The sequence below is a fragment of the Microcoleus sp. B3-D2 genome (genome assembly GCF_036705345.1).
Lineage (GTDB): Bacteria > Cyanobacteriota > Cyanobacteriia > Cyanobacteriales > Microcoleaceae > Microcoleus.
Map to the genome: position 1 here is coordinate 1 of NZ_JAUBUG010000046.1, position 17,660 is coordinate 17,660.

Genomic DNA, 17,660 nt, shown 5'->3' on the forward strand with positions numbered 1-17,660 from the left:
TCAACTGAATATGCTTTCATTGATGTATTTTTAGAATCTCTTCTTATTGTACCTCATAACAGCCGGAAGTGCTGTATCTGAGATGTGCCGTCAGGAATTGACCTCGAAGATAACGATCGACAACAGGACTGTTGAGGACGTGGCAATGCCCATTGGTGTCAAATTAACGTACAACCAATAGTCCGGCAGGGGTTGAAACCCCTGCCTCAAAGCTAAAGTCGTCTGAAGACGACTCATGAGTTCTTCAGTCCTCTTTGAGAGGACTTTAGCTATTAGACAGGGAATTCATTCCCTGGCGGACTGGCGGACTCGCGGACTGGCAGATGGTTGGCTGATGTTGACACGCCTTGGGCACTGCCGTGTTCTGATTTCGGGTAATATCGTTTTCCCTGACGCACCCTACATCAGTGACTCAGTAACAATATCTTTTGTTTTCGTTGGGTTTTGATTGTCTTTGGGAGGTGCGTTTATGGCCTAGGAGGGTGGAAATGATGATGCAGCGTTGGCTGTTTCTTAAGTTGGGATGATATAGGGTTAGGGTTCCTTTGGCTCTTATACTCGTTAGGGTGCAGTCGTGGTCGCTTCGAGATACGGGGCAACCTCGATGGTTGAACATGACGCGCCGGATTGGGCCGTTTGTTTTTTGCTCGTTGTTTTCATTTACTTGGAGCACGGTGGTTTCATCTGTATCTATTTGAATTTGCGGTTCTAGGTTTTTCCATTGACTGGCTGGTACTTGGGCTGGGGAAATGTCGGCTGGGTGAACTGCTATTTGTACATTTTCTCCTACTGGTTTGAAGCTGGCTTGCCATGAGATTTTGTCACGTTTGGCGTTGCTGTGTGCAAGTTCCATTGCCCAATAAGCTCGATCGAGCGATGCTTTTAAACGCTGGTTGTTGATGAACATCAGCCAGGAGGGGGTGACGATGGCGCTGAATATGCCGATGAGTGTGACGAGTATTAAAATTTCAAGAATTGTAAAACCGGCCTCCGATGCAGTCAATCGGCTTTGGAGAAGTTTATAGATTGACATTTGGATGCACTCCTAAATGTTTGGGTTGAAAAAAGGTTGTTGTAGCTGTTTTAGATGGGGTTTATTTTAACTGCTGAATTTGGTGTTTGTGTAGATCGGTATTTACTGAGATTATTGGGAAAATGTACGATCGATCGAATTCCGTATTTTGAGGATACAGCAAATTTCCTGCCGTGTCCGCCTGTAGGAAAACGGCACTGCCGTGTCTTGTTAAATATCGATCGCATTTGCTACGATTTTGTCTGTCTATGTTGGTGTCAACCTAAGACTGAAAGCCTCTGTTTCTGTGTAGTAGGATTTCAAACAGCGACCCGGTGATGTTTTTGAGCAATAGTTGATTTCCCTGGCTGAACTATGATTTGTTTTAGTTCTAGCTGCATAGTTTGTCTGTTTTAATTGAATTTTAAATATAAAGTAATTTAAATTAATATATTTTAACAGTTCTGCTTCACAGCTTAAAAGGATGGCTTGTATACGCTGAGTCCTGAGTGCTACGCTATATTTGTCAACTTCCCCATAATATGTTACCAATAAACTAGCTTAATTACCGATAGCCAACAACTAGAATGACGTAAATACCTCGCTCGCACTTGGTTAGCTACTTTTTCATCAAGTTGTTACTATCAAAAAATTCTGATAATTTTTCGGCAGCAATTTTCTGTGCTATTTCATTGGGATGTTGGTCAGTTTTGTGTACCCAAAGCGGGGAATCCTGTTTGCCAACGAATCCATCAAATAAATCGACAAACGGAATTTTTAAAGACGCACAATAGTCTTCTATTGTTTTGTGAATATATCGGAATGGATATCTATTATTTAGTTGAAAGAGTACAGGGTATACTGCAATTACAAGCTGGAAGTTCTGTTTTTCAGATAGCGTTTTTCCTTTCCTGAGCGCAGTCTTCATAGCTTCCCAACCAGGGCTACCTTCTACATAACCATCTTGGTAGTGACGAATCATTTCCTGATATAGGAGAGGTTTTTCAATGCTGCCCATCAAAGCGTTGATAAAAAACGAGTTTCTTCTAACTTGAGCCAGCACCTTTGGTCTAGAAAGAAAGTCAATTGTTCCTGTGCGGTTTGCATCATTCAAAAATACTACGATTACTACTACGTCTGGTTTAAATTTTATTACGTATTCCTCAAGTAACTTGATTTGTTCTTCCGTGGATGTTCCTGAAACACCAAAATTTAAAACCTGGGTGTTGGGATATTTTGATTCTATTGCGTCTTCAAAACTTACTGGTAAGGTATCGTTGTCTTTTACACCTATCCCGAGGGTAAAGGAATCACCGAGGAATGCGATCCTCGTTATACCATTAGCTTTCTCAAAGGCTCGATCCAACCCCCGAAATCCTTTGGCATTTATCGTTCCTGACACTTCATTCTTTTGGTTAAAATATCTTCGAGGATTGTCTGGGTAAGTATATAGTAGCTTTCCATTGGGTTTATAAGCGTATATTTCTCCTTGAACACGTTCCTCCTTCCATATAACTATCCTAGAATCTCCTATATTTAACCATCTACAAACTCCTTCTGCCAAGAGAAAAGATAGTAGTATGCTAATCACTAACGTATAAAACTCGTCCTTTTTAAGACGTTTCTTTGTGACAACAATAATTAGTAACAAAAAAAATATAAAGGCTACCAAAGGGAGATCAATAATATAATTCGCAATTCTCATATATTACACATATCCTCATTAACGATGAAATTTATTGCAAATTAGGGTATTTGGCATTCTGTTCCTTCAGCAGTTCTCATTCCTCCTATGATAGTTTCCACGATCGCGCACTGCTTAGCACCACCGCGAGATGGAGCAACTGTGACCACAAATCGTGCGTTGGGAACTGTAGGATTTGTACTGGGAGGCAATTTTTTTACATTGCCCTGATAGTCAAAAACAATCGAATGTACAGGAACACCAGTATCAACAGGAGTCGCTGCATTAGTTGAAAGTACAATAGTGCCCGGTTTGATTTCACCTCCAGCATTTAACGTCTGGTTACTACCACCTGTGGCTAGTGGCGGGTTAAACGTAACTGTTGGCGGATCGACAGATGGGGCAGAAAATGTAATAGTGATATCGCGCTTACTTCGCTTTGCTTCGCTTTGTGCCAGTCGTAAGGATTGGAAAACTCTATCGTTCACAGTGCGAACTCTTTGTCTGTTGATGAATGCCAGCCAGCTTGGAGCGGCGATCGAACTTAATATACCTATGATTAACGCTATCACGACCATTTCTAGAAGCGTGAATCCTCCATCGTCTTTTCTGGATGCAGTTTTGTGGAAATTAGGGCTGGGCTTGGCAGCCGAGTTATGCAAAAGTTTTAATAATATTGGTGGGGTTTTCATGGTATTCTCCTATTGTTTATAGACGGGCTGCGATTGGGAAATGTGTTTCAGAAATCAGTTATTTTCCTACCCCACCTAAACCTTGTACTTGCACGGTTGCTGTTGGGAAATATGCCGATTTCTTGGCATCATAATTAGCATCAGTTTGAAGGCGGCGAAGGCTGTTTCCTCTGATAGTAACTCTGGCTATGTTTCTCGCTGTATCTACACAAGCGTAGAAGCTATTTGTACTTCCGTCACTTACTTTTAGCGTTGCTTCGTCTAGAAACTTTGTTGTATCTTTTGGGTCGGTAGGATTACCAAGAGCCGTCTTGCATTCAGTAGGTGATAATGTCGGACCTGGTGTAGTAGGGTCAATGTAGTTAACCAGAACTTGCGGATTTTTTGCCCCCGATTGGGTATTTGTCAGTCCCGCCGCCAATGTCACCTTTTGTGTGGGTTTAGTAAAGGCAAAATCTTTGTCAAAAGCTGGATCTCGTCGTTGAGATTCTATTGTCTCACCATCGCTATAGTAAGGAGCGGCTGTATCTATCGAGTAAGGATTTTTTACTCCATCCCTAATTTCATAACGAGCAATACGGGTAGGACAAGTGCCACCTGAAGGCTGACACCAAATAGACTGCTGATCAGTTTCTTTAAATTGGTAGTAAGCAACTAATGATAGTACGTAGGTGTCATTACATTTGTCACTATTATTTCCACAATCTACCGGCTTTGTACTCGCGTCAATAGGAAGTCCTTTTTTGATTAGCTGTCGTTTCCAAAATACAAGTATCGGAATTTTCGTGGTTCCACTTGCAGCATCGGGAAGTTGATTTCTAATTAAATCAATATCCGTTTTATCGTAAATATAAATAGCTTGGCTCAAATCTTGGGCGATGAAATCAACGGCAGCCTGAAGGTCTTGCTCGGTATTTGACTTGACTTGTTCCCTCCTGTCGGTATTCAGCATATCCACTACAAAACCGAGCATCGGCGTAATGATTAAAAACGCCATAATTGCTCCAACTAATAGCTCGACCAGAGTCATGCCCTTTTCTGTTTTAGCTGGCCCGGAGCGGTTTCGCTGGTGCTGACTTTTGAGAAGCAACCTGAGTAAAGTTTTCATTTTGACTGTTTCCTCTGCCAAATGGCGGGAGCGATTTTAAAGTTAATAACTGAGACTTTGATTATTCCTGACAGCCTTTGGTACCATCAGGTTGGATGAGCCGATCGCAAAAACTATTGTAAGCACCTTGTCGATCGCTAGCGCCTATTTCTGTTCTCATTTCTACCAAAGGCGCTCGGAGATTTCCCAGCCCTGAGCTAGTAATTCCTTGCTGTGCTTGTCGGTTTTGATCGGCTTGAATTTTCTGAGTTGTTAGTGCGCCCACGCCACTAGCAAAAGAACTAGCCCTGTAAACCCGAACAATTAAGCTGTAGCCTGTTTTGGCCGGATTTGTAGCAGCGGGTAAGTTGTTAAAGTAGTAGCCCTGAACTACAAGGTCTTGATTGCTGCCAGCGGTACAGGTTTGATCTCCATCTTGGTCTATGCAATAAAGAGCGTTGATGTTGGCTGGAGCAGGGGTGTTTTGTAAATTGTTGCCGGTTGGGGACAGAGTGGGAAATCCCTGAGTTCCTTGTTTGAGCGCCTCAGCTCTGAGCGCCTCAATATAGGTTTTGGCGGCTTGAGTGGCCATTTCTATCCGTTTGGCTTGGACGCGAGTTGCTACTGAGAAAGCCATCACAGGGGCGATGGCAATCATCAGCACCGACACTACAATCATCGCTACCAATGACTCGATAATCGTGTAGCCGGCTTCTGGAGACTTATGTAAACTTTGTGGCTGTTGGCGTTTGATCATAGTAAGCACTCCGCATTTGGAACTCAGGAATTTGAGGGTTTAAAGGTCAGTTAAGGGAAGGACAATCTGTTCTTGGTTTGGTAGCGCTGTCATTGGCAGCATACGTACCAGAGAGAGTGCGATTATTCAATTTTTCAGCGCACAACAAAGCTTTTACCCAATCATCATCGCGGCTGATTTCTCTGAAGTATTCGTCAGGTTTTTTCTGAGAAGCAGGGAGAGTGAATTTTTGGGCGAACAAGTCAGGCGGCTGTGAAAGCAAACCTACATCAAATCCCCATTCCCGATCGGGTGGTACGAAATAGCCGATCGTACCACGATTGGTTTCGATTTTGTAAGGGGGAGCGGGGTAGGTTGTGTCGTAGTCGAATAGCTTGGCCTTGAATAGAGAACCAGAAGCAGTATCGTTAATAACAGATAGGTAGGGAGCAGTTGCGTAAGAACTGCGCTTGAATTGGATAAAGGAACCAGCGATCGTGTTAGTTTCGCCTTTCCAATTTTCCATAAAGCGCGGTAAGTTTTGCATACCACCATTCGTGTCGCCAAGGGTGGAAGAGAGAGCCCGTGAAGGAACGTCATTTGAGGCGACTATGAGGTTAAACTCCGTTGTTCGTGCTTTTTGTATCCATCGCGTTCCGTCGTTGGCGTTGTTGCTTGCTGGAGGGAGTGCACCAGTGGCTGGATTAGAATTTGTCGCCTGAATCTGCAAAGTAGGTCTTAGCTGTGGCTGCTCAACATTAGCTGTGGGTAGTTTGGCGTAAAACAGAGGTTTATCATTGCCATAGTTAATTTGGGTCGGAGCGTTGGGAGTAAGGGGAGTGTTGGTGGTCGCATACCAAAGAGCGTTATCTGCTAGCTGAGGCTGACCAGTGACGGGAGTTATGGAGGCACTTCCGTCCACAGAGACAGAAGTTGTGGAAGTAGCATAGAAAGCTACTGCATTGGTAGTAATTCCCAGCGCGATAGGGAGGCTGTTGCTATCCAACACCAGCTTATTTTTTTTATTGTTGGAATTATCGATGTGTCGCACAAAAGCTACGCGACGGGGATATCGTCTATCTGCTGGATCGATAGCTGGTCTAGCTGTTGTACCTGATAAAATTTGAGTGACTGGTGCTGCACCCACACTGTTTGCTTTCAATTTTTCTGATGTTACAGTAGGTTCAAATTCCCCAACAACAGTACCCGTGTCGAGACCAACCACCCAGTCATCAGGCCCGCAAGCTGAAACAGGCAACTTCCGGCAGATTTCCATGACATATTCTGGAAATTTAACTGAAGAATTAGCCCGTCGCTGAACTGGCGTAACGAAATTGTTGAAGTATGAACTGTTGGGAGCCACACCGTTGTTAGTGCTGTAGTTTGCGTCTGTTGGTTTAACGCTAGTCCCCGCGCTTTGCCCGAACTTTTCTTGGTTTGTAATGTCAAAAAAATCAGCACCGCTACTTAAACTGCTACTCAAACCGTTAGTGACGTAGTTGTTAGCACCGAAACCGTTAATCCTGCGAGCAGCTTTAGCCGTTACATCGGTTTCTTTAACAGTCGTATCGGTCTTATTCCCATTGCCATTGAGGTCCAAGTCGAAGGTAACTTCACTAAATAGTGGAGTAGGAGTAATATCGGTATCGCCATTCAAGTCATACCCGACAATCGTGCTACCTGCATTATTTCTCAGGTCAAAATCTCCGTGATTGCGGAAACCGTACCGGAATCCTGCCTGTAAATTACCTGACTCTGGCTCAGAGAGCAGCGTGATCGCATCCGAGAGCACTGTTGCCGCTCGCCAATTATCGCTGCCAGAACATTTGCCAGGGTATCGAGGATCGCCGAGGCGACAAGCAAAATTGGGATCTAGGTTGCTAGCCGGGCGGCCGTAGAAATCGCTCGGAGTCCAACTAAAAGTCCCTGTAAATTCCCTCTTGGTGTGTTTGTTAAATTCACCTTGGATGTATACCGGCAGGTTAGAAGTCAACAGCAAACCCTTCTCTTTGAGTACGTCTGCCACCGTGCTTACAGTTGTTGGACGACCCAAGCTAGATCCGTTAATCAGCATAATTCCGTGGGGGCGGCGGCTGGGGTCTAGCCGAGAATCTGTTGAGCTGCTTAGCTGGCTGCGGGTTGTATCAATGCCAGTGCCCAGACTATTCGGAGGGCGATCGCTGCGATCGGGTGCTGCATCATCACGGCTGGCGTAAATTAGGCCGCTGTAAGGCAGCATATACTCTGGGTTAAGGGCGTTGATGGTGGGCGTTCGGTTGTAGGCGATCGAATTTTTCTTCCGGAGTTTATCAATATCTAATTGCGTGACTCGGATTTCTAGGGGTTGTCTTTCTGCTAGCGGAAGGTCGTAATTTCCTGTTAGCTTGGCGCTCTGAGCGGCACCACCCAAAGGACTGCTGAGGCTATAAGTCTCGTCCACTGCTGTGGCTGGGTCGTCCTTGTCGATCGCCTTAACTTCCCTAGGATTGAGAAAAGCCACTTCTCGAATTGTCCCGTGATCCAGATAGGTAGTAGAAATGTCCGCTGTCGGATTGGCCAAAATTTTAAAAGAGCAAAGAGTAGAGTCGATCGCAGCTTTTTCCGACAAGCTGCGTTCCGCGTCAGCCTTCTGCAAACCCTTCCTTAAGGTTTCGTTGACAAACCTACCGTCGGGGAAAACGATACTGCCTTGATAATTCAAGCGTTCCTGTATTGTTCCTGCTGGCTTCAGATCCGATACGTTAGTCGGGAAATCGGGCGCCATAGTTGCACCGCCCGGTCTCGCAGCAGGAGGGCCGTAGACGATGCCGTTGTTGGATTTACCATATGTGTTGCTTCCCGATGGCAAACCTGGCCGGTTAAGACTGGAATCAAATAAAGTTCCAGCGGCGTTCTTGTATCGGTAGCTCGGATCGTAATAGCTGCTGACACAAGCCAGCGGGGTATCAGCTAATTTAGCAGCTTGAGCGCTTGTGTTGTCTGCGTAGTGATATATCGCACTTGCGCGCATCCGCAAGTCGCCCTTAGCATACTGAGGAGTATTGGGGTCAATGGTACTGGCTGCTCCTCCTGGTGGAGTTCCATTGGTGGGCAAAGTGTTCCAAATGGCAGTCGTCAAAAAAGCAGGAGGACTCCAGCCGACAGGAATAGAAGCAGCAGAATTATTGTTATAAACTGCAGAATTCGGGCCTGGTGACATCGGCATGGAGTCGGGCCAAACAACAGGGAGCTTTTCTACAGCAGTAGTTGCCGGGTCGTCGTAGAACTCCGATGGTGCATTAGCACCAGGGTTGAAGACTTTAGGAGGTGGCAGAAAAGAGTTGGTGCGCTCGTAAACGCCTGCACCCGTGATTACCCGCAATCCGCCAATGCCATCCACTGCTGTTTGAGGTGCTTGGGCCACACTCTTTTCCCAGAAGCCGTCCCTCTCTGCTCCCCCCACATCAGCGAACTGCTTCACTTGGGGTTCGCGGTAGCGTGGGCCCCCATCCAGCCAATTAACTCCTGTTAATGTGTCTCTTCCTTCCTCACCTTCACCCACAAATTTGGGAGGGTTCAAATCGCTTCTCCACCTCAGTGCTGGTAGATTGTTCCCTACTACTATGCGATCGCCTAACTCGGATTCCTTTTTATCTATTTCTACCTTTTCGGGGCTGTTGGCTTGCAGCCTGACACTGGTATCGAGTTTAGTGTTGCTGTCCAAAGGCATAACCCAGGCATCCACCGGTCGCAGTCCCTCCCCTGTACCGCCGAAGGGAGATGTAGTCACCACTTTTGTTGTAGGGTTAACAAAGCCAGCCAATGCGTCTCCAGTGGCCGGCACTTCTGCAAAAGGCACTTTCCGTGTCCGCAATCTAAAGTAAGATTCCAGGTTCTCTCGGCGAATCTCGTTTTGACGATCGGCGCTGGGAGGAGTGGGGTCAGTTTCTTCTTGAACTTGTGTGTTAAAGGCATTTTTAACTTCCTGGGGATCGGAAGCAGCGGGATTTTTTTCCTGTTCGGAAACTAACAGACCGATGCGATCGGAATAAGCCTTGTTATTGTACATGACCCCCAAAGCACCATCTTTGTAGGCTACAGATTGGTCGCTGCCGCCTTTGATTGCTTTTGTGAGGACTGGATCGGTAGCCTCTTTCCCAAATAGATGAACGGCTATATCTTTGCCAGTGAAGGCATTACTTCCCGACCAGCCGTTAACCACATTACCACTAACGACTATTTTGCTATTTTCTAGGTCGTAGAAACAAGATTCTTTGCTGCTAACGAGATAGAATGCCACCGGGCCTACATTCGTGTTAGTGACCAGAAAGTTACTGTTAGTAAATATCCGTCCGTTCAGACGCAGCGCCGGGCCGGGAGATACTTCTAAATCATCTTCATAAACCACCGCATTATTTTGTAGTGGAATGCGTTTTTGGTCTTGTTGGTACTCCAAAGCGGAGAAACTTTGAGTTCCTTTAAATGTTTCGTAGCTGGCTGCTGAAGCGACTCCCGTAATATTAGTTATCGGCACGTTCACTGTGTAGACAAAGAAGCTTTTTTTGAGTACGCCCTCTCCTTTGTACCAGTCCGTACTGCCTACCAAACTAGCGCTAGTACCTGTTGCTGCTTTGCAGATCGGGCTGAGAGAACCTTGGCTTGCCATCGGAGGGGTTCTGGCTTCTACACCCTTTCTAGCTCTCTTAAAGTCTCCTGTGTTCAGATCCCGAGGTGGGCTGCGAAAATATACCCCGTATAAAGTGTAGGTATCAAATTTACCATTGTTGTCAGTATCTACAGGGAACCTCCAAGCGGTATTTATCCTCTCACTTTCATTGATTTTAGTTAGATCTGTAGGTGGAGGATTAATTCCATTTAAATTATCAAGATCAAACTTGATCTGTAGAACATCCTCATCTCCAAATTTAAAGCGATCTGAATCCATCGCTTGGTAAACGCTCAAGTCTGATGGTGTATCAAGTGTTCCGCTTCCTTGAGGGGATAAGGCATACTGAATTTTGGCTTTCGCCCGATCGAGCGCGGGAGTCGCGGCCGCCAGCACCTGCTGGTTCACGCGCACGTTACGCGCCGTATTAGCCCGATCGAACGATCGCAGCGTAATCGCCACAGTCAACAATATCACTACCAGCAACACCATCGTCACCGTCGGCAGCACAAACCCCGCCATCGGTAGTTGCGCCCTGCGGCCCATAGCCATCAGCGCTTGCAGCATTGCTCTCATCAGCCGCTTGGCTCCGGATCTGGTAACACCAGCAATCCGCCGCAGCAGGGATACGATAACTTTGGATAATTTGCTCTTAAACATTGACGCCTTCCTGAATAATTTCAGAGATGGTATTGCAGGTAGTTACTGCTCGACAGTACAATCCCATCTTTATTGTTCCCATTTCTTGCAACTTCCATATCAGCCTGTTGCACAAATTTAAATCTGTACTTTGGCTGAAAAATAAAACCGCCAAACCGACAACCAAAATCGCCGCCGATAATATACTTTTCAGCGAATGATTTGCCCCGCACGGATTAGAACTCCCTAACTCCACTCTAATCTAGTTAAATAGAAATGTCAGCGGTCAGAGCGAGAGTGAATTCGATCACCCCAAAACAGCGATCGCGATCGTATACGATGTATTTCCCAGCCCTTATCATGTCGGCTTTGTTTGTGTCTTCGCCTTGCTAGCGCTTTCAACCACCGGAATCTACAATCAAGATCGGGCGATCGAGTGGTTAGGCTTGTCAGTGCGATCGAGTCTAAAGGGGGCGATCGAATTTCCGTAATGCGTCCAAGTGCGATCGAATTTCCGTAATGCCTCCAAGTGCGATCGAATTTCCATTTTACCCTCCGGCACACTGTCAGTACAAGTGCAAAATATAAAACATACAACCCATGAAACAAACTCCCAAACCCCCCGACTTCATCATCATCGGTGCCCAAAAAGGCGGCACAACATCTCTGTACAATTACCTAATCCAACATCCCCAAATCGCCCCCGCCGCCGAAAAAGAAATTCATTACTTCGACTTGAAATTCGATAAAACCTGGGAGTGGTACTGTTCCCAATTTCCCCAGCCCCCAACAGGCGAAAACCTACTAACCGGAGAAGCCAGCCCCTACTACATCTGTCACCCCCAAGTTCCCCAGCGAATTTATGATTTATGTCCCAAAGTTAAAATAATCGCCCTGCTGAGAAACCCCGTAGAGCGGGCAATTTCCCACTATTATTACTATATCAAAATAGGCTACGAATCTCTCTCATTAGAAGACGCGATCGCCGCCGAGCCCGAAAGACTCAAAGGCGAAATAGAAAAACTCCTAGCCAACCCCAAATATTATAGTTACGAACACCAACACCACAGCTATCTAACCCGCGGCATTTACGCCGATCAACTCCCAGCCTGGATGAAACTTTTTCCCAAATCACAACTTTTAATCCTCAAAAGCGAAGACTTGTATAGCCACCCATCGGAAATCTGCAACACCGTCCTCGAATTTTTAGACTTACCGCCCCACCAACTACAAACCTACGAAAAGTACAACGCCACCCAATATCCCCCCATCAGCGAGACAGTATACGAGCAATTGAGAGCATATTTTCGATCGCACAACCAAAGACTAGCCGAATTGTGCGATCGAGATTTCGACTGGGATTAACATCATAGTAGGGAAACCGCAAGGCCCATTGGTTTCAACTTAAGATAAAACCCATAGTCCGTCAGGGGTTGAAACCCCTGCCTCAAAGCGAAAGTCCTCTGAAGAGGACTAAGTTGTTGCGGCATTTAAATTGTCTGTTAAAAAACAATCAAACAATGAGTGGGGTGGGCGTCCCGCCCGCCTCGAATATGCAATTTAAATGCGCGACAGCTTAATCAGTTTAAAAATCTTCTTCTGAGTCCTCATAGCGAGGACTTTCGCTATAAGCCCCGTGGAATTCATTCCCTGGCGGACTCGCGGACTGGCAGATAGTCGGCTTCTGAGTCCTCATAGCGAGGACTTTCGCTATAAGCCCCGTGGAATTCATTCCCTGGCGGACTCGCGGACTGGCAGATAGTCGGCTTAAGTTGATGACACCAATGGGCATTGCCGTTTCCATACATTTTGCAAAAAATAACTTGACATCCCCCTCTCCCTGTGCTAGCTTGTCCAATAGTATTGTGTTTAATCCACAAATCGCAGCACTTCAACTATGTTCACAGCCAACAGCTATTTTTATTTTTGGTACAGCCAAGTTCGCCCGGAGTGAATTGGCAATTCACTGTGAACATCCGGGCGAACCGCAGATTAACACCTGCGGTTTTGTTTTTTCTACTTCTTTTCCCAACAACCAATCGAGTACAAGCGAAAACAGCAATGACATTATTCAGTAACTGGTACTACAGCTTTTATTTTTGGCCCAACCAAAGTTCTGGGTAAATTGTCGCGCTGTCTTTTCGCACCAACCCGGAACTCCTAAAAGTTCCGGGTTTTTTGTTGTCAACCACCCACTTAAATTTCGAGGAAAATACCATCATGTTAGAAGCCAAACTCGTAACCAAATCTCATCCCGAACACCAAACAATTGTCAAACTCTCAGAAACAGTCTCAGTCGGCGGCGAAGAATTATTAATCATCGGCGGCCCCTGTACCGTCGAAAGTTCCGCACAAATGGAAACAGTCGCCCGCCAACTATCCGCCACCTCCGTGCAAGCTTTGCGGGGCGGAGTCTACAAACCCCGCACATCTCCCTATGCTTTCCAAGGGATGGGAATTGAGGGACTCGAAATTTTAGCCGATGTCAGCCGGCGTTACGGTTTGCCCGTCGTGACAGAGGTAATGTCGATCGCCCAAATCGAACCAGTTGTCACCTATGCTGATATGCTGCAACTAGGCAGTCGGAATATGCAAAACTTCGAGTTACTAAAGGCGATCGGTCAAGCCGGAAAACCAGTCCTGCTAAAACGCGGCTTGTCAGCCACAATCGAAGAATTTGTGATGGCCGCCGAATACATTCTCAGTCACGGAAATCCTCATGTAGTTCTCTGCGAAAGAGGCATCCGCAGCTTCGACAATTACACGCGAAACGTATTAGATTTAGGTGCAGTCGTAGCGCTGAAACAGTTAACTCATTTGCCAGTAATAGTAGACCCTTCTCACGCCGTCGGCAAGCGAGAATTAGTCGCACCACTAGCCAAAGCAGCGGTTGCTTGCGGTGCAGACGGATTGATTATTGAGTGTCACCCGCAACCCGAAAAATCGGTTTCTGACGCGCGGCAAGCTCTTTCTTTGCCAGATATGGTAGATTTAGTTGCCAGTTTACGTCCTGTAGCCGCCGCCGTTGGGCGGTGCATACCGGATACTAATTTACATTCAAAGGTATTAAGTTTGAAGTGATATTGTTAAGACTAATGCCAACCGTCACAACTAGGCGTTAACTGTTAGGTACGTAGTTGCGCTTGGGGGCTCTTAGCTTAGGAAAGAGCGCCCAAGCGCAACTACATACCTTTGTTTAATCTCCCAGTTGGCATTAGTCCTAAATGATAACTTTTAACGTCAAACTCTACAGTCGGTTTTAAGCGAATTGAGCTTTGAGGCAGGGGGCTTAAACCCCTGCCGCAATCGGGAAAAGCGCGTGTTTCACGAATTTAGATTAAAATAAAAAATAATACTGTCATCTACGAAATCTGGCTGAATTATGGCAATACTACTTAACGTTCCCTCGATCGTCTGCTCTGGCTGCGCTGATACAATTACCAAAGCCATCAAAACTGTTGACTCCGATGCTACTGTCAATGTGGATGTCGCAGCTAAGACTGTTACAGTTGAAGCTCAAGCTTCTGAAGAGTCAATTTCACAGGCGGTTGTTGCTACGGGCCACACCGTCCAAGATTGATATTGAGTTTGGTGAGGGCGGGTTTACGAGATTATTGGTCTTAGGCCGAAATTATTGGTAAAAGCCGCCCCTACACAATTTTAAATCCATTCTCAATGCCCTGTTTGGCCACTGCCCCTCGCCCAAAAGCTTAATCGGCTTCGTCTAAGTGTTCGGCGACTGCTTGGTAAAGTTCCAAAACGTGGCGATCGAGTAAACTATAAAAAACTTGTCTCCCAACCTTGCGGTAACTGACCAACCGCATCGCCCGCAACGCCCGCAACTGGTGCGATACTGCTGATTCGCTCATACTCAACGCCGCAGCCAAGTCACACACGCACAGTTCTTGTTTTGCCAAAACCGATAGCAGCCGCAGGCGGTTCGCATCTCCCAAAAGACTGAAAAACTCAGCCATCCGCTGGGCTTTTGCGGTGTTGAGAACTTGTGTTTGGATTTCGCCGGCCCGCCAACTGTCAACTAAGTGCGGTCGATCGCACGTTGGTGTATCGTTTTGTTCGCGAGGCTGACTTATCGCTCCATTAACAGCAGAGTTGGGTGACATCTTTTCCCGCCTGGTTTTAATTCTCATTTTCATTTTAGTGCGATCGGCCAACCTTTTGTAACAAAGTTTTTACATTCCCTTGACTAATATCTGAATATGTGTTCAGATATTAGTAGAGACAAACAAACCCACGAGGAAAATCTAAAATGACTACTGCCACCCAAACAAAATGTGCCTGTCCTTCATGTTCGTGCGTTGTCAGCCCCAGCGAAGCCATTGAAAAAAACGGCAAAACATACTGTTCCAGTGCTTGCGCTGACGGCCACCCCAACGGCCAAGGCTGCGGCCACACCGGCTGCGAGTGCCACAAATAAATATTCGGCTTCAGAAAAGGTTAATCACCAACTGCCAAATATATCTAAAGGGAGATGCGAACAGCGCATTTCCCTATTTTTTGCTTTTAGGTTAAAGAAAAGTTAAGATAAAGCTAACTTAAGGTTAAGACTGCATTAATAGACTAAATACAGAGCGAAAAAGCACAATTGCTACTTACGCAATACAATAGAAGCAAGTTAGCGCCGCGATACAGAGTACAAATAGTGCTATTCACAGCAGAGACCGAACCAAAAGTTGAATACCAAAAGTTTAATTAGGAGGGGGCAATGAAAGAGCGGGAAGATTTTTTACATCCTCGCAATCGCTACTACGGTGATTTCACGCCAGAAAACTTGGCGTTTAATGCCAACTTGCAGGAGTTTGCTCAAAAAATAACTTATATTTGCTCGCTGGAAACAGGGGGGAAAATTAGCGCTGAGAAAGCCTATAAAGATATTAAGATGCTTTGGAAAGACTTAAAATCCTCTAAGAAGCAATTGGGAATTGGCCAAAAACCACCCAGTACCGAGGAGCAAAATTCACCTTAAAGTCATCGCAGCAAACGCAGCGTTTGCAATCGAAAACCCCTGCGCTTGCAAACGCTGCGTTTTGCTGCGTACCCAGCAAAGGTAAGGCAATACGCTTGAGTTAAAACTATTTATTCCTCGGAGATCCCCCTAAATCCCCCTTAAGAAGGGGGACGCAAGAGTAAGTTCTTGTCCCCCCCTTAGTAGGGGCGGTGCCCCCGTGCCCGCCCTTGGTTAGGGGGGATCGAGCTTAACTGAACCGTATTGAAATATAAAGTGCTTGCTAGTAGGCGCACTTTAGAAATTCTATGGTTTGGGATTTGGTGCAGTTTCTCCTGCAAAGGAAGTACAATTACCACCGAGGCCAGAAATAATCGCGCAAGTATTATTTTTCAGCATTCCCTGATATGTATCAGCACCGGTGCCGGGGCCGCCCAACTCGTCGCTGTAAAGTTCCTTGTCGGAAATTTCGACATTTGCCTCCCTCGCTACAGTCTCCATCAACTTCGGATTAGTTGTAGTTTCGGCAAAAATTGTCGGCACTCCTGCGGTCTTAATTTCTGAGGACAATTCGGCAATTCTTGCTGCGGTGGGCTGTTCCTCTGTTGTCACACCCTGCAAAGCTCCAGCAATCTCCAAACCGTAAGCATCGGCATAGTAACTCAAAGCATCGTGAGTTGTTACTAACTTGCGTTTTTCTGCGGGAATAGTCGCAATCTGAGCTTTTATCCAAGTATCTATTTTTTGCAACTCATCTGTTAAGCTTGCTGCATTTTTTGTATAAAGTTGAGCATTGTTGGGGGAAACTTTGATCAATTCATCGCGAATTGTTTCTACCATGCGCCGGCCATTTTGAGGATTATGCCAAACGTGAGGGTCAGGGACTTTTTCGCCTTCTGCGTGGGGTTGGTTTTCCGCTTTCTCTTCACCGTGTTCGTGCTCGTGTTGACTCATCAGCGGTTTGGGAACGGCGACTTCGTGGACGGCGATTTTGGGCGCTGGATTACTGCTGGATTGAATTAATTTAATGATGCTGGGTTCGTGGTTGTAGCCACCGTATAAAATCAGATTTGCTGTTTCAATCGCTTTGCGGTCTTCCGGCTTGGTTTGATAGGCGTGAGGGTCGTCTCCCGGCTCTATCAGACAGGTGGTGTCGATCGAACTTTGAGCGATTTCTTTAGTTAGGTTGCAGATAACACCCGTCGTAGCCACGACTTTGGGCAAGTTGCCACCGGGACTGGCTTGAGTTTGAGTTGTGGCTGGACTCTCTGGCGCCCGATTGCTGGCGTTCTGTCCTCCACTGCACGCAACCACTCCGCAGCCAATTGCCAAAACAGCCGTACCCCACAATCTGCGGGTTTTTCCAGCCAAGTTCTTTAACATTTTCACCTTTGGAACGATAATCGTTATTGCTTTTTCGAGTTATCCTATTCTAGTAGCTACGAACAAGAATCGTTCTCAAAATCTCTAATTATGCTAGAAGTGCAAGACTTGGCTGTCAATTATCGAGGAATTGCGGCCCTCAACAGCGTGAATTTCCAGTTAGAATCGGGGCAATTAACCGGTGTGTTCGGCCCCAACGGCGCGGGGAAAAGCACGATGGTGAAAGCGATGCTGGGATTAATCCCGGCCTGTCGGGGTTTGGTGAAATATCAGGGGCGGTTGCTGAAGGAACAGTTGTCGCGGGTGGCTTACGTGCCGCAGCGATCGCAAATTGACTGGGATTATCCGATTACGGTGTGGAATGCGGTGATGATGGCGCGAACTGTCCAGACTGGTTGGTTTCGATCGCCCTCGAAGCAGTCGCAAGAATTGGTGAAAGCTGCTTTGCTGCGGGTAGGAATGTGGGATTTGCGCGATCGGCAAATTGGCGAACTGTCTGGCGGCCAGCAGCAGCGGATTTTTTTAGCAAGGTCGATCGCGCAACAAGCCGATTTATTCTTTTTCGACGAGCCTTTTAACGCGATCGACAAAGCAACCGAAGAGATTATTTTCGATATTTTTGCCGAACTAAAAGCTGAAAATAAAACATTGCTAGTAATCAGCCACGATTTAGGCGAAACTTTAAAACAGTACGACAATTTATTATTGCTAAATAAGCAGTTAATTGCAACTGGTTCCTGCCGGGAAGTGCTCACCGCAGCCAATATTCAAAAAGCCTATGGATACGATTTAAGTTTAGTTTCAGCGTAAGCAAAAAAA

Annotated in this window: 17 protein-coding genes; 7 read left to right on the plus strand and 10 right to left on the minus strand. The window is 46.2% G+C overall.

The genetic code is table 11. The features are described from left to right. Window positions 1-90 precede the first annotated feature (90 nt). The 8 genes from QUB14_RS17980 to QUB14_RS18015 form a co-directional block, all read right to left on the minus strand. On the minus strand, window positions 91-237 hold the full coding sequence (locus QUB14_RS17980) for a hypothetical protein (RefSeq protein ID WP_333218467.1): 147 nt from the start codon (window positions 235-237) through the stop codon (window positions 91-93). A 175-nt stretch (window positions 238-412) separates the two neighbouring features. Then, window positions 413-1,033 carry a type II secretion system protein gene (locus QUB14_RS17985; RefSeq protein ID WP_333218466.1) on the minus strand — a complete coding sequence of 207 codons (621 nt, stop codon included), beginning with the start codon at window positions 1,031-1,033 and terminating at the stop codon, window positions 413-415. 598 nt (window positions 1,034-1,631) lie between these two features. Then, window positions 1,632-2,717, minus strand: a complete 1,086-nt coding sequence (locus tag QUB14_RS17990) for an SGNH/GDSL hydrolase family protein (RefSeq protein ID WP_333218465.1) — start codon at window positions 2,715-2,717, stop codon at window positions 1,632-1,634. A 41-nt stretch (window positions 2,718-2,758) separates the two neighbouring features. After that, on the minus strand, window positions 2,759-3,388 hold the full coding sequence (locus tag QUB14_RS17995; protein WP_333218464.1) for a prepilin-type N-terminal cleavage/methylation domain-containing protein: 630 nt from the start codon (window positions 3,386-3,388) through the stop codon (window positions 2,759-2,761). A gap of 58 nt (window positions 3,389-3,446) precedes the next feature. Then, complete coding sequence (hpsC, locus tag QUB14_RS18000; RefSeq protein ID WP_333218463.1) at window positions 3,447-4,496, minus strand: hormogonium polysaccharide secretion pseudopilin HpsC; 1,050 nt, start codon at window positions 4,494-4,496, stop codon at window positions 3,447-3,449. Between the two features lie 61 nt (window positions 4,497-4,557). Beyond that, on the minus strand, window positions 4,558-5,232 hold the full coding sequence (hpsB, locus tag QUB14_RS18005; RefSeq protein WP_333218462.1) for a hormogonium polysaccharide secretion pseudopilin HpsB: 675 nt from the start codon (window positions 5,230-5,232) through the stop codon (window positions 4,558-4,560). A gap of 46 nt (window positions 5,233-5,278) precedes the next feature. Further along, window positions 5,279-10,516, minus strand: a complete 5,238-nt coding sequence (gene hpsA, locus QUB14_RS18010; protein WP_333218461.1) for a hormogonium polysaccharide biosynthesis protein HpsA — start codon at window positions 10,514-10,516, stop codon at window positions 5,279-5,281. A gap of 397 nt (window positions 10,517-10,913) precedes the next feature. Further along, window positions 10,914-11,042, minus strand: a complete 129-nt coding sequence (locus QUB14_RS18015) for a hypothetical protein (protein ID WP_333218460.1) — start codon at window positions 11,040-11,042, stop codon at window positions 10,914-10,916. A 53-nt stretch (window positions 11,043-11,095) separates the two neighbouring features. Between QUB14_RS18015 and QUB14_RS18020 the strand changes: the two genes are divergently transcribed. The 4 genes from QUB14_RS18020 to QUB14_RS18035 all read left to right on the plus strand — a co-directional run bounded on the left by QUB14_RS18020 (window position 11,096) and on the right by QUB14_RS18035 (window position 14,075). Beyond that, entirely contained in the window at window positions 11,096-11,860 is a 765-nt protein-coding gene (locus tag QUB14_RS18020; RefSeq protein ID WP_333218459.1) for a sulfotransferase domain-containing protein, read from the plus strand. A gap of 356 nt (window positions 11,861-12,216) precedes the next feature. Beyond that, the gene (locus QUB14_RS18025) at window positions 12,217-12,573 is read left to right on the plus strand and encodes a hypothetical protein (protein ID WP_333297264.1); all 357 of its coding nucleotides are present in this window, start codon (window positions 12,217-12,219) and stop codon (window positions 12,571-12,573) included. A gap of 142 nt (window positions 12,574-12,715) precedes the next feature. Next, window positions 12,716-13,576: a 3-deoxy-7-phosphoheptulonate synthase gene (gene aroF / locus QUB14_RS18030; protein ID WP_333218456.1), complete on the plus strand. Its 861-nt coding sequence runs from the start codon at window positions 12,716-12,718 to the stop codon at window positions 13,574-13,576. A 301-nt stretch (window positions 13,577-13,877) separates the two neighbouring features. Then, window positions 13,878-14,075 (plus strand): heavy-metal-associated domain-containing protein, encoded by a 198-nt coding sequence (locus QUB14_RS18035; protein ID WP_190693645.1) that lies wholly within the window; start codon window positions 13,878-13,880, stop codon window positions 14,073-14,075. A 130-nt stretch (window positions 14,076-14,205) separates the two neighbouring features. Here the strand turns inward: QUB14_RS18035 and QUB14_RS18040 are convergent, their stop codons facing one another. Then, the gene (locus QUB14_RS18040; RefSeq protein ID WP_333218455.1) at window positions 14,206-14,616 is read right to left on the minus strand and encodes a metalloregulator ArsR/SmtB family transcription factor; all 411 of its coding nucleotides are present in this window, start codon (window positions 14,614-14,616) and stop codon (window positions 14,206-14,208) included. Between the two features lie 146 nt (window positions 14,617-14,762). Between QUB14_RS18040 and QUB14_RS18045 the strand changes: the two genes are divergently transcribed. Both QUB14_RS18045 and QUB14_RS18050 read left to right on the plus strand, forming a co-directional pair. After that, complete coding sequence (locus QUB14_RS18045) at window positions 14,763-14,930, plus strand: metallothionein (RefSeq protein WP_333218454.1); 168 nt, start codon at window positions 14,763-14,765, stop codon at window positions 14,928-14,930. 288 nt (window positions 14,931-15,218) lie between these two features. After that, a complete protein-coding gene (locus QUB14_RS18050) occupies window positions 15,219-15,479 on the plus strand; it encodes a DUF7219 family protein (protein WP_006631574.1) in 261 nt (86 codons plus the stop codon). A gap of 285 nt (window positions 15,480-15,764) precedes the next feature. Here QUB14_RS18050 and QUB14_RS18055 read toward each other — a convergent pair whose 3' ends face one another. Beyond that, window positions 15,765-16,841, minus strand: coding sequence for a metal ABC transporter solute-binding protein, Zn/Mn family (locus QUB14_RS18055; RefSeq protein ID WP_333218453.1), 1,077 nt, complete (start codon window positions 16,839-16,841; stop codon window positions 15,765-15,767). Between the two features lie 90 nt (window positions 16,842-16,931). On the opposite strand from QUB14_RS18055, the gene QUB14_RS18060 reads away from it, so the two are divergent. Next, window positions 16,932-17,651, plus strand: a complete 720-nt coding sequence (locus QUB14_RS18060; protein WP_333218452.1) for a metal ABC transporter ATP-binding protein — start codon at window positions 16,932-16,934, stop codon at window positions 17,649-17,651. The last annotated feature ends 9 nt before the right edge of the window (window positions 17,652-17,660 follow it).

Excerpts from the sequence above, each read along its gene's own strand:
- QUB14_RS17980 (WP_333218467.1), bottom strand. The coding sequence starts at position 237 with ATGAGTCGTCTTCAGACGACTTTAGCTTTGAGGCAGGGGTTTCAACCC.
- QUB14_RS17985 (WP_333218466.1), bottom strand. The coding sequence starts at position 1,033 with ATGTCAATCTATAAACTTCTCCAAAGCCGATTGACTGCATCGGAGGCC.
- QUB14_RS17990 (WP_333218465.1), bottom strand. The coding sequence starts at position 2,717 with ATGAGAATTGCGAATTATATTATTGATCTCCCTTTGGTAGCCTTTATA.
- QUB14_RS17995 (WP_333218464.1), bottom strand. The coding sequence starts at position 3,388 with ATGAAAACCCCACCAATATTATTAAAACTTTTGCATAACTCGGCTGCC.
- hpsC (WP_333218463.1), bottom strand. The coding sequence starts at position 4,496 with ATGAAAACTTTACTCAGGTTGCTTCTCAAAAGTCAGCACCAGCGAAAC.
- hpsB (WP_333218462.1), bottom strand. The coding sequence starts at position 5,232 with ATGATCAAACGCCAACAGCCACAAAGTTTACATAAGTCTCCAGAAGCC.
- hpsA (WP_333218461.1), bottom strand. The coding sequence starts at position 10,516 with ATGTTTAAGAGCAAATTATCCAAAGTTATCGTATCCCTGCTGCGGCGG.
- QUB14_RS18015 (WP_333218460.1), bottom strand. The coding sequence starts at position 11,042 with ATGGAAATTCGATCGCACTTGGAGGCATTACGGAAATTCGATCGCACT.
- QUB14_RS18020 (WP_333218459.1), top strand. The coding sequence starts at position 11,096 with ATGAAACAAACTCCCAAACCCCCCGACTTCATCATCATCGGTGCCCAA.
- aroF (WP_333218456.1), top strand. The coding sequence starts at position 12,716 with ATGTTAGAAGCCAAACTCGTAACCAAATCTCATCCCGAACACCAAACA.
- QUB14_RS18035 (WP_190693645.1), top strand. The coding sequence starts at position 13,878 with ATGGCAATACTACTTAACGTTCCCTCGATCGTCTGCTCTGGCTGCGCT.
- QUB14_RS18040 (WP_333218455.1), bottom strand. The coding sequence starts at position 14,616 with ATGTCACCCAACTCTGCTGTTAATGGAGCGATAAGTCAGCCTCGCGAA.
- QUB14_RS18045 (WP_333218454.1), top strand. The coding sequence starts at position 14,763 with ATGACTACTGCCACCCAAACAAAATGTGCCTGTCCTTCATGTTCGTGC.
- QUB14_RS18050 (WP_006631574.1), top strand. The coding sequence starts at position 15,219 with ATGAAAGAGCGGGAAGATTTTTTACATCCTCGCAATCGCTACTACGGT.
- QUB14_RS18055 (WP_333218453.1), bottom strand. The coding sequence starts at position 16,841 with ATGTTAAAGAACTTGGCTGGAAAAACCCGCAGATTGTGGGGTACGGCT.
- QUB14_RS18060 (WP_333218452.1), top strand. The coding sequence starts at position 16,932 with ATGCTAGAAGTGCAAGACTTGGCTGTCAATTATCGAGGAATTGCGGCC.